General features: G+C 65.2%; 10 protein-coding genes. 2 read left to right on the top strand and 8 right to left on the bottom strand.

From position 1 onward, the window contains the following. Positions 1-234 precede the first annotated feature (234 nt). Complete coding sequence (locus C8C94_RS21365) at positions 235-543, top strand: hypothetical protein (RefSeq protein WP_055400148.1); 309 nt, start codon at positions 235-237, stop codon at positions 541-543. 172 nt (positions 544-715) lie between these two features. Here C8C94_RS21365 and C8C94_RS21360 read toward each other — a convergent pair whose 3' ends face one another. Both C8C94_RS21360 and htpG read right to left on the bottom strand, forming a co-directional pair. Beyond that, positions 716-1,957, bottom strand: a complete 1,242-nt coding sequence (locus C8C94_RS21360) for an ISL3 family transposase (protein ID WP_121419550.1) — start codon at positions 1,955-1,957, stop codon at positions 716-718. Positions 1,958-2,037: 80 nt separating this feature from the next. After that, complete coding sequence (gene htpG / locus C8C94_RS21355) at positions 2,038-4,014, bottom strand: molecular chaperone HtpG (protein ID WP_055400145.1); 1,977 nt, start codon at positions 4,012-4,014, stop codon at positions 2,038-2,040. Positions 4,015-4,336: 322 nt separating this feature from the next. Here htpG and aqpZ point away from each other — a divergent pair, with 322 nt between their 5' ends. Continuing rightward, entirely contained in the window at positions 4,337-5,032 is a 696-nt protein-coding gene (gene aqpZ, locus C8C94_RS21350) for an aquaporin Z (RefSeq protein ID WP_055400143.1), read from the top strand. Between the two features lie 266 nt (positions 5,033-5,298). Here the strand turns inward: aqpZ and C8C94_RS21345 are convergent, their stop codons facing one another. From C8C94_RS21345 to C8C94_RS21320, 6 genes are all read right to left on the bottom strand, one after another. Next, a complete protein-coding gene (locus tag C8C94_RS21345) occupies positions 5,299-6,234 on the bottom strand; it encodes a hypothetical protein (protein WP_055400141.1) in 936 nt (311 codons plus the stop codon). 135 nt (positions 6,235-6,369) lie between these two features. Then, entirely contained in the window at positions 6,370-7,635 is a 1,266-nt protein-coding gene (locus C8C94_RS21340) for a triacylglycerol lipase (RefSeq protein WP_121422127.1), read from the bottom strand. Between the two features lie 55 nt (positions 7,636-7,690). Beyond that, positions 7,691-8,518: a pseudouridine synthase gene (locus C8C94_RS21335; RefSeq protein ID WP_121423022.1), complete on the bottom strand. Its 828-nt coding sequence runs from the start codon at positions 8,516-8,518 to the stop codon at positions 7,691-7,693. A gap of 319 nt (positions 8,519-8,837) precedes the next feature. Beyond that, a complete protein-coding gene (locus C8C94_RS21330; RefSeq protein ID WP_199731315.1) occupies positions 8,838-11,207 on the bottom strand; it encodes a bifunctional diguanylate cyclase/phosphodiesterase in 2,370 nt (789 codons plus the stop codon). Next, positions 11,204-11,860 carry a methylamine utilization protein gene (locus C8C94_RS21325; RefSeq protein WP_199731314.1) on the bottom strand — a complete coding sequence of 219 codons (657 nt, stop codon included), beginning with the start codon at positions 11,858-11,860 and terminating at the stop codon, positions 11,204-11,206. The genes C8C94_RS21330 and C8C94_RS21325 overlap by 4 nt, the downstream gene beginning before the upstream one ends. Then, a complete protein-coding gene (locus tag C8C94_RS21320) occupies positions 11,857-12,753 on the bottom strand; it encodes a DUF4394 domain-containing protein (protein WP_121422126.1) in 897 nt (298 codons plus the stop codon). Before C8C94_RS21320 ends, C8C94_RS21325 begins: the two co-directional genes overlap by 4 nt. Positions 12,754-13,112 lie beyond the last annotated feature (359 nt).

Genomic DNA, 13,112 nt, shown 5'->3' with positions numbered 1-13,112 from the left:
ATGCAGGGAGTGCGTGGATGTACCGTGGCCGCCACGGACCAAGGCTGGGTTGGAATTTATCGACGGACGGGGGCGCAATCCGCGCGGCAACAATCGTTAACGGTTGCGAACGGTATTGCGTATTGTTTGCACCACGGGTGCACGCCACCCCGGTTGGCAGCACGGGTGGTGGACCGGCTGGGGGCCCCTGGGCTATGCTGCGCCATCTTCGATCTACCGCGAGTTGGCCCACCCATGAAGGACATGTTTCGCACGCTCCTCTCCATTCGCCAGAAGCGCAAGCCCGCCCCCGTGGGGCCTTTGCCCGCCGTGGGCACCGTGATCCTGCGGGGGCAGGTCAAGATGGCCGTCACCCATCCGCTGCCCAGGGAGCTGTGGGACTGGCTGGTGCTGTCGGGCTGGCGCAACCTGCCGGTCAAGAACGACCGGCGCAAGGGACTGCGTTTGCCAGAGGGCGCGCTCAAGGAGCTGATCGACACCCCCTCGCAGGAACGCAACCAGGCACACAGCCGCATCCTGGAGCAGGCCCAGCCCGAAGATTGAGCGGCTTTGGAATGTCCATAAAAAAAACGGTGGTGCCAGGCACCACCGGTTTTTACTATTATTTTTATAGCACTTAGCGCTTTATGGACGAGCGCCAGATGCCGATTTGGCCTTAGTTTTTAGGCTCTCTTCCATTTCGGGTGGAACGCCACATTCCCCACCAGAGCCATGGTCAGGCCCTTGCTTTTCGCAAAGGACTGCCTGGCAGGTGAGTGAGCTTGCCAGCAATCAAGAACGCCATGGCGATGAAGTGATCGGTGGTGCCATAGCCACGCGCCTTGGCCTTAGCTGCTTGCAACAGTGAGTTCACCGCCTCCACATAGCCGGTGTGCAGATGAGAAGCATCAAACGCCTGGAGTATTCCCGCCCAGTGTTGCTGGATGGTCTTGGCCAAGTCCTTGAAGGGCTGCAAGCGGCTGCGTTGCGCCCAGTGCAGCCATTTCTTGAGTGCCTGTGCACTGCTGGCGGCATCCGCGTCTGAGTTCCTGTAAACATCGCGCAGCGCCTCCTTCATCCGCCACGCCCTGGCGGTCTTCAATCGGGTGCGAGGCAGCCAATCCATCTTTGCCTGCTCTTTGTCCGTCCACTTGGCTTTGTCCTTGAGCCAGCACCAACGGGTCTTCTTGAGCCAGCGCTCGCCCCGGGCCTCTTCCCGCCGCACTGCGTCCACTGCCCGGTTGGCCATCTGCACCACATGAAAGCCATCAAAGGCAATGGCCGCCTGGGGCAAGTGCTGGCCTGCTCCTGCGATAAAGGCCTTGGACATGTCCATGCACACCACCTGGATGGCTTCGGGCCTGCCTTGGTGGCTCTTGAGGTCCGCCGCAAAGCGCTGCACGGTGCTGGCATCCTTGCCGGGTGTGGCGTAGATCAGTCGCGCCCGCTCAAGATCGTGCACCAGGGTGATGTAGCTGTGGCCTTTGGCGCAGCTGGTCTCATCGATACCGATGACCGCCACACCCGCGTAGCTCTCCTTGGCGCGCGCCAAGCTGACATGGGCATCGATCTGGCGCCACAAGGCGTTGTCCGCACAGCGCAGGATGCGTGCACACGCGGCCACCGGCATCTCACGGGCCAGCGTCAGAGCCAGAGCCTCGAACATGAGCGTGAAGCGGCTGCCCTCTCGCGCCCAGGGAACACTCAGCTGGGTCGTAGAGCTGCAGGCGCTGCATGACACGCGAGGCAGCGCGCAGTGCACGTAGGCTTCGAACTGAAAGAAATCAAGATGCCGCCAGCTGCGCTGGCGGTGGTCATGCAGTTTCTGCTCAGCTGCGGCGCAAACGGGGCAGGCGGCACTGCCCGATTGCCAGACCACGTACAGGTCGATGCGGCTGCGCTCGACATCCAGTGCAACACGCTCCACAGCCCAGGGCGCGGCCAGCCCCAACGCTTGGCAGAACAACGCTTCTTGCATCGGGAGGGCTCCTGTTCAGGGGGTGTCAATGGATTTATTTGAACTGTAGTGTTCCACCCGAAACGGAAGAGAGCCAGTTTTTATACCAGCAAGGCGTTCACGCGCTTCACATACGCGGCGGGGTCCTCAGGCAAGCCGCCCTCGGCCAGCAGGGCCTGGTCAAACAGGATGTGCGCCAGGTCGTGGAAGTGCACACTGCCATCGAGCTTCTTGACCAGCGCGTGCTCGGCATTCACCTCCAGCACAGGTTTGGTCTCGGGCGCCTGCTGGCCAGCCTGCTTGAGCATGCGCGCCAGCTGGGTGCTCATGCCATCGTCCTGCACCACCAGGCAGGCGGGTGAATCGACGAGGCGGGTGGTCACGCGCACGTCTTCGGCCTTGTCCTTGAGCGCTTCTTTCAGCTTGGCCAGCACAGGCTTGAAGGCTTCGGCAGCTTCCTCGGCCGCCTTCTTCTCGGCTTCGTCCTGCAGCGTGCCCAGGTCGACCGCGCCCTTGGCCACGCTTTGCAGCGGGGTGCCGTCAAACTCGTGCAGGTAGTTCAGCGCCCACTCGTCCACGCGGTCGGTCATCAGCAGCACTTCGATGCCCTTCTTCTTGAAGACTTCGAGCTGTGGGCTGTTCTTGGCAGCGGCCAGGGTGTCGGCGGTGATGTAGTAGATCGCCTCCTGGCCTTCCTTCATGCGGGCCTTGTAGTCGGCAAAGCCCACCGTCACGGCGTCGCTGGTGGTGCTGGCAAAGCGCAGCAGCTTGGCCAGGCGCTCGCGGTTGCCAAAGTCCTCGCCCAGGCCTTCCTTGAGCACGGCGCCAAACTCGCTGTAGAACTGCGTGTACTTGCCTTCCTTGGCCTTGTCGTCGGCATCCACCACATCGGTCACGCCGTCGGCATTGGCGGCGGTGTCGTGCTTGTCGTGTTTGGCCAGATCTTCCAGCATCGAGAGCACGCGCTTGGTCGAGCCTTCGCGGATGGCACGCACGTCGCGGCTTTCCTGCAGCAGCTCGCGGCTCACGTTCAGCGGCAGGTCGGCGGAGTCGATCACGCCCTTCACAAAACGCAGGTAGGTGGGCATCAGCGCCTCGGCGTCGTCCATGATGAACACACGCTTCACGTACAGCTTCACGCCGGCCTTCTTGTCGCGGTTCCACAGGTCAAACGGCGCCTTGGCGGGGATGTACAGCAGCTGCGTGTACTCGGTGTTGCCTTCCACTCGGTTGTGCGCCCAGGTCAGCGGAGCCTCGTGGTCGTGGCTGATGGTTTTGTAGAACTCGGCGTACTGCTCTTCGGTGATGTCCTTCTTGGGGCGCGTCCACAGGGCGCTGGCCTTGTTGATGGTTTCCCACTCGCCGGTCTTGACCATGCCGCCGGGCTGGCGGCCGCCGTTTTCGTCATTGGGGTTGATCAGCTCGCCGTCTTTCCACTCTTCCTTTTCCATCAGGATGGGCAGGCTGATGTGGTCGGAATACTTGGCGATGACCTGCTTGAGCTTCCAGGCGTTGAGGTATTCCTCGGCGTCGTCGCGCAGGTGCAGGATGATGCTGGTGCCGCGCTGGGCGCGGGTGATGGTTTCCACCTCGAAGTCGCCCGTGCCGCCACTGATCCAGCGCACCCCTTCTTCGGCCGTCAGTCCCGCGCGGCGCGATTCCACGGTGATCTTGTCGGCCACGATGAAGCCGGAGTAAAAGCCCACGCCGAACTGGCCGATGAGCTGGGCATCTTGCTTCTGGTCGCCTGAGAGACGGCCCATGAAGTCCTTGGTGCCGCTTTTGGCGATGGTGCCCAGGTGGTCGATGGCTTCTTGCTGGCTCATGCCGATGCCGTTGTCGGTGATGGTCAGCGTCTTGGCGGCCTTGTCGAAGGTCACCCGCACTTCGAGGTTGGGGGCGTCTTCAAACAGCGCGGAGTTGTTCAGGCCTTCAAAACGCAGCTTGTCACAGGCGTCCGACGCGTTGGAGATCAGCTCGCGCAGGAAGATCTCCTGGTTGGAATACAGCGAATGGGTGACCAGGTGCAGCAGTTGCGCTACTTCGGCCTGGAAAGACAGGGTTTGTTTTGTGCTCATGGTGTCTTGGAGGTTGCTGTGTAAGGTGCAAAAAGAACGCGTTTCACGCCCAGGAGGCCAGGAAAGGCATTCGCGCGTGTTCACCTCGGGGCGGACTCGGTGATTTCAAGGGTTGCACTGTGCGGCGCACGCCCCTCACCACCCGCGGCCCGCACCGAAGCCATCCCGCACAGCCATTTCGGCGCTGAAGATTGTTGACAATTTGCAGGCATTTGACAGCATTTTCTGTCATTTAGACCCCATAAGATGCACGCCACCGAAGGCGCTCGGTGCGATGCCGCCTTCCCATCCTCTGCCCCCCTTCCTCCGGAGCCCTCTTGCCATGCCCACATCCCTGAAAAAATGGTCCGCCGAGTTCCTCGGCACGTTCTGGCTGACATTTGGCGGTTGCGGTAGCGCCGTGCTGGCTGCCGCCTTCCCGCAGCTGGGTATCGGTTTTGTCGGCGTGTCCCTGGCCTTTGGCCTCACGGTGCTGACCGGGGCCTATGCGCTGGGGCCGATCTCGGGCGGGCATTTCAACCCTGCCGTGTCGGTAGGGTTGGCGCTGGGGGGCCGGTTCAAGGCGTCCGAGCTGCCGGGCTACGTGGTGGCCCAGGTGCTGGGCGCCATTGCTGCAGCGGCCGTGCTGTACCTCATTGCCACGGGCAAGCCGGGCGCAGACATCGGGGGCTTTGCCACCAACGGCTATGGCGAACACTCCCCAGGCGGCTATGGGCTGATGGCCGCCGTGGTGACGGAGGTCGTGCTGACAGCCATCTTCCTCATCGTGATCCTGGGCGCCACGGCCAAACGTGCGGCGAGCGGCTTTGGCGGGCTGGCCATCGGCATGTGCCTCACGCTCATCCACCTGATCTCCATCCCGGTGACCAACACCTCGGTCAACCCGGCCCGCAGCACCGGTCCGGCGCTGTTTGGCCCAGCCTATGCGCTGTCGGAACTGTGGGTCTTCTGGGCCGCGCCCATTGCAGGCGCACTGCTGGGCGCCGCCATCTACCGCGCGCTGCTGAGCGACGACTGAAGTGAAACACCCCCTGAGTCGCTTCGCGCCTTCCCCCTCTCTCGCCTCGCTGCGCGAGCCGGGAGGGGGACGCTCCCAGCGCGGCGGGGCGGCCCTTGCGCGGGAGCACTGGCCTGGGCCGCGCCAGCTTCGTGCGCCGTGGGTGGCGCGAAGCGCAAGGGATCACTGGTGCGACGTGCCTTGCCGCGCTACAGCACTGTCGGCAGCTTCCAGCCTGGCATTCCGGTTGAATGCAAACCATGCGGGCCTTGTGGCGGCCTGCCCCGTCAGCCTTCCAGCGTGATGCGCTGCACCAGCGACTGCAGGATCTGGTCGGCCTTGTCATTGGCCACCTGGCAGGTGCCCGCTGCCGCATGCCCACCGCCCCCAAACTCCAGCATGAGGTTGCCGATGTGAACCTGGCTGCTGCGGTCCAGGATGGACTTGCCGGTGGCCAGCACCGTGTTCTGTTTTTGCAACCCCCACATCACGTGAATGGAGATGTTGCAGTCAGGGAACAGCGCGTAGATCATGAAACGGTTGGTGGCCCAGATGGTGTCCTCCTCGCGCAGATCGAGCACGACCAGCTTGCCGATGCGGATGGCGCAGCGCTGCAACTGCTCCTGGGCCTTGGGGGCGTGTTCGCGGTAAAGCTGCACGCGCTCCTGCACATCGGGCAGGGCCAGGATCTCTTCAATGGTGTGGTCGCGGCAGTACTGGATGAGATCCATCATCAGTGCGTAGTTGCTGATGCGGAATTCGCGAAAGCGCCCGAGACCCGTGCGCGAATCCATCATGTAGTTCAGCAGCACCCAGCCCTGGGGGTCGAGGATGTCTTCGCGCGAATACTGGGCCGAGTCGGCCTGGTCCACCGCCGCCATCATCTCGTCGGTGATGCGCGGAAAGGCCGCCTTGCCGCCGTAGTGGTTGTAGACCACACGGGCTGCCGAGGGGGCATGGGCTTCGATGATGTGGTTTTCGGAGCGCCGCCCCGAATTGCGCACGGTTTCGGACTCGTGGTGGTCGAACACCAAATGGGCCCCGGGCACATAGGGCAGGTTGGTGGTGATGTCACGGCTGGTGATGGCAATCTTGCCGTCCTGCATGTCCTTGGGGTGGACGAAGGTGATCTCGTCGATGAGGTTGAGCTCATTGAGCAGCACGGCGCACACCAGGCCGTCAAAGTCGCTGCGGGTTACCAGGCGGTATTTCACGTCACTCACTAGCTTCTCCTTGTTACATATCTCGTGGCCAAATGGTAGCGGTGGCCTCACACCCGGCAAGACCGCTGGCGGGGAAAAACAGGCCATCCGAACCGCTTTTCCGGTTCCGCCGTGTTGCCTGTTTTTTGCTTGTCTTCACGCAGGCTGCAGCCATTGCTCCAGCTGCTGCGCCACACCCGCATCCCCCAGCAACGCCAGGTGGCCCATCCGGTGGAACACGGCTTGCCGACTCTTGGCAAAACCCAGGGTTCGTTTCGCATCATCATGGATGCCCAGGGCACTGTGCAATGGCACCAACCCGTCCCCCACCAGCCGCTCGGCCGCCGGACTGCGCCGCGCCGCCAGCGTGGCGGCAACAGCATGGCAAGCCACCCCTTCGGGCAGGGGCACGGGGGTGCGCCGGTCGGGGTGCCGCACGAAGCGGTCACGCCCCTGCCAGTCGGCCTCCAGCACATGGCCATGGCGCAAGTCGGTAATGCCCGCGCTGCGCAGCTGCGCCAACCGGGCAAACGGCCGGGAATACGGCGTGCTGCCCAGCAGGGTGTCCACCCAGTGCCCCGCGCGCTCCAGCGGTGCGCCATGGTGGGGCGTTCCCAAAAATATGAGGTGGCGCAGCAGCGCCAGCCAGCCCTGCCCCGCAGCCGCCGCCTGGTGGCAGGCACTGCGGGCCACCAGGCCGCCCATGCTGTGGGCCAGCACCGCTACCTCCTTCACGGGCACGGGCCAGGCCGCCACCAGGGATTCCAGCTGGGCGGCCAGCTCGGCACCATTGGCGGACGTGTGCAGGCCCGTGTTGTAGCGCAGGTAGACCGGCGTATAGCCCAGCGCCTGCGCGAGGTGGGTGCCATGGTCATGGCCCTGGTGCAGCCACTGCAGATCGTTCATGCACAGGCCATGGACCAGCACCAAGAGCTTGCCAGTGGCCCCGCCGCTGGCGGCCAGGGCGGGCAGGTCCAAAGGCAACCCATCCCGGTAGAACCCCATGCGGGTGCACAGTGGGTTGTCGTCGCGCTGCAGGCGGTCGCCCATCACGCCGTTGAGGGCGGCGAGCACGGCCTCGCGCTCCCACTGCACTGCGGTGAGCGGCGCATCGGGTTCAAAAAACGGCTCCAGCCGCGCCAGGCCTGCCTGCAGGCCCGCGTCCACCAAGCGTGTCACGCCCCGAATGCTCTGGTAGACCAGCCCGGTCAGGCCGCGCGCCTGGCCCGGCTGCGCCCCTCCAGGCAGTCCCAGCGTGCCCAGCACCGACTGGTGCACCCCCTCGGCCACGCGGCTGATGCCCGTGGTGGCCTGTGTGGCCAACCGCGCCACTCCCCGCAAGTCGGACGCACGCAACTGGCGCAGCGGATGGAGTTTGGCGGCGTTGGCAGCATCAGCGCGCGGTCGCGGTGGGGTAGGCATGGAGAAGGCTCCGTTCAAGGGATGCAGTGCGGTGACGCGGGGAGCCTGGTGGTACTCAGAACCGCTCGCTGGGAGACAGGTAGCGCCACTGCCCCACCGGCAGATTGCCCAGGGTGACGCGGCCGATGCGAATGCGCTTGAGCCCCACCACCTTGAGACCCACCAGCTCGCACATGCGGCGGATCTGGCGCTTCTTGCCCTCCGTCAGCACAAACCGCAGTTGCTCGGGGTTCTGCCAATCGACCTTGGCGGGCTTGAGCGGCTCGCCGTCCAGGCTCAGGCCATGGCGCAGCCGGGCCAGCAACGCGGGTGGAAACACCGCCTGCACATTGGTGCTGACAGGATCGCGCTCGTCAATCTCCTGCAGCGGCGCGGAGCGCTCACTGGGATGGCGTGGCACCGCCTGACCCGGTGCCTGGTAGACGACGCGCACCAGGTACTCCTTTTCCATCTCGGAGTCCTCACCAATGATCTGCCGGGCCACGCGGCCATCCTGGGTCAGTACCAAGAGGCCCACCGAGTCGATATCGAGCCGCCCCGCAGGCGCCAGGCCACGCAGCTGCGGCGGAGAAAAACGGTTGCGGCTGGGGTCGTCACGCCAGTGCGTACGGGGGTTGATCAATGCCACAGCGGGCGTGTGGCCATCCTCGGCCTGGCCGCTCACATATCCGATGGGCTTGTTCAGCAGGATGGTGACCCGTTGCTCCTGGAAACCCTGGGCAACCTTGTCTACGTCGATGCGGTCGGTAGGCAATACCTGCACGCCCATTGCGGCCACCTGGCCATTGACCTTCACCCAGCCCTGGGCGATCCAGTCGTCCGCCTCGCGCCGCGAGCACAGGCCCAGCTCGGCCATGCGCTTGTTCAGGCGGGAGCTGACCATGCCGTTCGCGGTGATCGTCGCGGACGCTCGTTCGGGCGCTTGCTTGATGGGCGCAACAAACGAGCCCGACGCCGTGCGGTAGTTGGGGGGCGCGGGCGCCCTGGCAGCGCGCGGCGGCGGCGCGGGCCGGACGGGAGCGGCTTTGGCGGCCACGGCGGGACGGCGGAGAACAGGACGGGTTGCGGGTGCCGCTGGTGCGCTGGCGCTTGCAGCAGGCGCAGGGGCAGCAGCAGGGCCGGCAGGCGGGCGGGAACTGGAAGGAGAAGACATTGCGCGTATTTTCGCCTGCGGGGCCTGGCAGACCAAGAACTAAAGAAACTTACTCCTGACGCACCTGATGCGCCTGCCCCTCTTGCCAGGCCAGGAAATCATCGACCGGCAGTGGTCGTGCAATGTGATAGCCCTGCGCCTCATCGCACGCCAAGGTGCGCAAGCGCTCCAGAATGGCGGCGGTTTCCACCCCCTCGGCCACCACGGTGAGCCCCAGGTTGTGCGCCAGGTCGATGGTCGAGCGCACGATCATCGCGTCGTCCTCGCCCGTCTCCATGCCCATCACAAACGACTTGTCGATCTTGAGCTCATGGACCGGCAGGCGCTTGAGGTAGGCCAGCGAGGAATAGCCGGTGCCGAAGTCGTCAATCGACAGCTTGAAGCCTTGCTCCGACAGCCGGTTGAGCATGGCCTCGGCGCGCTGGGGGTCGTCCATGATGGCGCTTTCGGTGATCTCCAGGCAGAAGGCACTGGCCGGCACGCCATGGCGCACCAGAATGTCGGCAAGGCGGGTGCTGAGTTCCGGGTCGAGCAGATCGCGTGTGGACAGGTTGACCGACACCCGCAGCGCCAGGCCCTGGGTGCGCGGGTCGGCCAGCAGGCGCGCCACCTCTTCGAACATCCACAGCGTGAGCTGCCGCACGAACCCCGTCTGTTCGGCAAACGGAATGAACTGCATGGGCGGCACCAGGCCGCGCTGCGGGTGCTGCCAGCGCACCAGGGCCTCGGCAGCCCGGCCGGGCTGCCCGTGCAGCGGCACCTTGGGCTGCAGGTACAGGCGCAGCTCGTGGTGCTCCACCGCGTGGCGCAGCTCGGTCAGCAGCGACAGGGTCTGCGCGCTGGCCGAATCAAATGAGGCGTCGTACTGCTGTGCCCCGCTGAGCCTGCGCTTGGCGGCATACATGGCGATCTCGGAACGGCTCAGCAGCGTGTCGGCATCGTCGGCATCGCCAGGCCAGCAGGCAATGCCAATGCCAGCGCTCAGGTCCACCGTCTGGTCCTCGAAGGCCAGCGGCTCTTCGAACGATTGGGTGATGCGCAACGCCGTGGCATGGGCGGTGGCCGCATCGGCGCCCCGCAGCAGCACGGCGAACTCGTTGCCGCCCAGGCGGGCGACCATGTTGTCGGGCGATGGCACCTGCTGGCGCAGCCGCTCGGCCACCGCCTGCAGCAGGCGGTCACCAAAGGAATAGCCGAGCACGTCGTTCACGTGTTTGAAGCGGTCCAGGTCGAGCGTGAGCACGGCCAGCGGGTGCGGGGGCACCGCACCGCCGGTGCTGCGTGCAATGGCCAACACCACCGCCTCGCGAAAGCGCTCCCGGTTGGGCAGGCCGGTGAGGCGATCCCAATAGGCCAGGCGGCGGACCTCGGTTTGCTGCGCAGCAATGTCCCTGCGCATGTGATCGAACGAACGTGCGAGGTTGCCAATCTCGTCGCTGCGGTCGGTGTGTTCCAGCGGCACATCGTACTCACCGCGCGACAGCCGCTGCGTGGCGGCCAGCAGCGAGCGCAGCGGCGTGGTCAGGCGTTGTGCGACCAGCCCCGTGCCCACCGCAAACAGCATCACCCCCGCCACGGTGATGATGGCCAGCAGCACCTGCAGCTGCCGGTAGGGGGCGAGCACTTCCTCCACCGACCGCAGCAGCAGCGCCTGCACCTCGCCCCCCACGCTGTCCAGGCGAATGGCCCTCGCCAGCAGGATGCCCTCGGGCGTCTGCAGCTCGCCCGAGGGAACACCCTCGCGCTGCAGCAGCGCCAGCGAGCCTGGCGGCAGCGTGCTGACGGGCACCTTGGCCCTGCCGTCCTCGCCCTTCACGACCAGCGCCACGTGCACCGCCAGCAGCTGCCGCATCTCATCGGCCAGCGGCTGGTTGACCGGGAACCCCATCAGTACCCAGCCAATGACCACCGGTGCGCGCAGCGGCACCATCACGAACTGGTAGGGCACGCCGCCCATCACTGCGATCTGGCTGCCCTGCGGCTGTGCGGCCAGCGGCGGCACCAGCGCGCGCAAGGTGGCTGGAAACGCCTCCATGTTGCCCGCCAGGCTGACCGCGCGCAGTTCCAGGTCGGTGCCCAGCAGCGCGGTGACCGCCGCGCCAATGCGGTTGCCGTGGTTTTCGAGCACCGACTGGATGGTCTCCTCGTCGCCCGAATTCACGGCCGAGCGAAAACCGTAGTCGGCGGCCAGCAAGGCCGAACCCTGGCGCAGCTTGTCGGCGTTCTGCTCCAACAGACGGCGCCAGACGTTTTCATCCAGGTCCAGGGCCTGGGCAATCTGCGCACGGGCATTGCGCTCGATGGTGGCACGCACCACGGCAAAACCTGCAGCCTGCACGATGAGCAACAGCAGCAACGTGAGCCCAATCAGCCGCAAGATCAGGCTGCGCCCCAGTTCGCACAGCTTCTTCCGGTTCAAGGCTGCAGCCCTGCCAAACGCACCGATGCCGCCGCAGCACCCGTGGCGGGCACCGTGAGCGCCTGCTCCTGCGCGGGCGCGCCCACGGGCAACCGCGTGTGCCAGGTGCGCAAGGTGTAGGTGCCGGGCGGCACGTTGTCGATCTGCGCCCGGCCCGGTGCGGCAGGTGTGCGGGCGTAGTACGGGGTGTCCACCACCACAATCCAGCCGACCATCTGGTCGTGGATATTGCAGCCCAGCACGGCCACACCAGGGCGGTCGAACAGCACAGGGTTGGAAGGCGTGCCTGTATAGAGCTTGAGTTCGAACTTCTTGGCCGGCGAGAACGAATAGACGTGGTGGCGCACCGAATCATGGTTGGGGAACCGCACCTCGGTGCCTACGGGCACCACGAGCACGCCGGGCACAAACTGCCGCTTTTCCTGCGCCATCTCCGCACCGGACAGCGGCTTGACCGCCTTGCGGGCATCGGCGGATTCGAGAAACACCACGGCGTCTGGCAGCGGCCTGCCCGCCGCATCCAGCACCTCCACCTGCACTGTGGCAGCCTGGGCAGCGGTGGGCAGGCCTGCCAGACACGCCACAAACACCACAACCACGCCGGTCAGCGCAGACAAAGCCCTGGTGCGCTGGGCATGGCAGCTGGTTGTCATGGTTCGATGGCCATGCCCAGCAGGGGGGCGCCTTCACCCACGGTGCCCAGCGGCCGGGTGGCCCCTGTGCGCAGGTCCACGAGGTGCAGCCGCGTCTGGCTGTCTACCGAAGTGCGCACCGCAATCAGCGCGGTATTGCCGACGTCCGAAATATCGAACGCCACGTCGGTGAGCCGTGGCAGCCCCAGCGACCCCACGGTGCGCAACTGACCGGTGTTGGGCGACACCACAGGTGTGGTGCCTTCGCGTGAGCCCTGCATCACCAGCACGCCGAGGGTGCGGTCGATGGCGTAGTTGGTGGTGATCTTGCTGTCCTGGGTGTTGTAGGTATAGGCGGCGCCTGCGATGTCGGGATTGCGGCCGGCGTGGGTGTCGCTCCACGCATAGCGCAGGGCCGGGTCGGGTTGCACACCCTCGACGGCCGGGTCGCCATCCACGGCAGCCCCGGTGTCGGGGTGCAGGCGCAGGTTCTGGCCCGTGTTCGACACCACACGGATCCGGTCGGCCGCAGGGTTGAAATCGAAGCCGAAGGCCGAGCCCCGCAAGCCCAGGACAGCCGGTGCAGGCCCCACGGGGCGCAGCGCGCCTGTGGGAATGTCGAGCGTGTACAGGCGACCCGCCTGCGAGAGCGCATAGAGCACGCCGCGCGCCACCCGAAAGTCGATACCCACCAGCCGCTCGCCTGCGGGCAGGCCCGTGACGGGGCGCCGCTCCAGGATGCGGTCTGGCTGGCCGGCGTGGAAGGTGATGAGTTCGTGCGAGGCCGTGATCGCAACGACCAGTTCGCGCTGGCTGGACTCTGGCGCTGGCGCGGTGGCGCAACCCGCCAGCGCGGCGCCTACCAGCGCTGCAGCAGCCATGTGGCGCACCAAAGGGAAGGAAAGAGCTTTCATCGTGGGGCCTCACATCTGTAACGGATTTATACCTGATGGGCCACTCCCGCGTGGCCACAGAGCAATCCAGGGAAAGTGGATTGCTATATTTTGTATAGCATATGATGCCTTAAATACAGGCGTAAACACCAGTTCTATCTGCAATCTTGCGAAGCAACAATACCGCCATACGCTTTCACAAATGGCAAAAAACTGCCCGCCAATTTGTAACAACGAGCCCATGCACATTGGGCATACCACTATCCGCAAGCGTCATGACACATTTTGTAATTTGTGCCTACACTGCCTTGAACCCGGACGCAGACCAAGGCCATTCAGCAGGTGGCTGACACGGGCACCCTTATTGCTTCGTTCTCCCC

Source organism: Acidovorax sp. 94 (assembly GCF_003634645.1).
Lineage (GTDB): Bacteria > Pseudomonadota > Gammaproteobacteria > Burkholderiales > Burkholderiaceae_C > Acidovorax > Acidovorax facilis.
The sequence above is the reverse complement of the archived record's forward strand: the minus strand, read 5'-3'. Positions and strand labels throughout refer to the sequence as shown.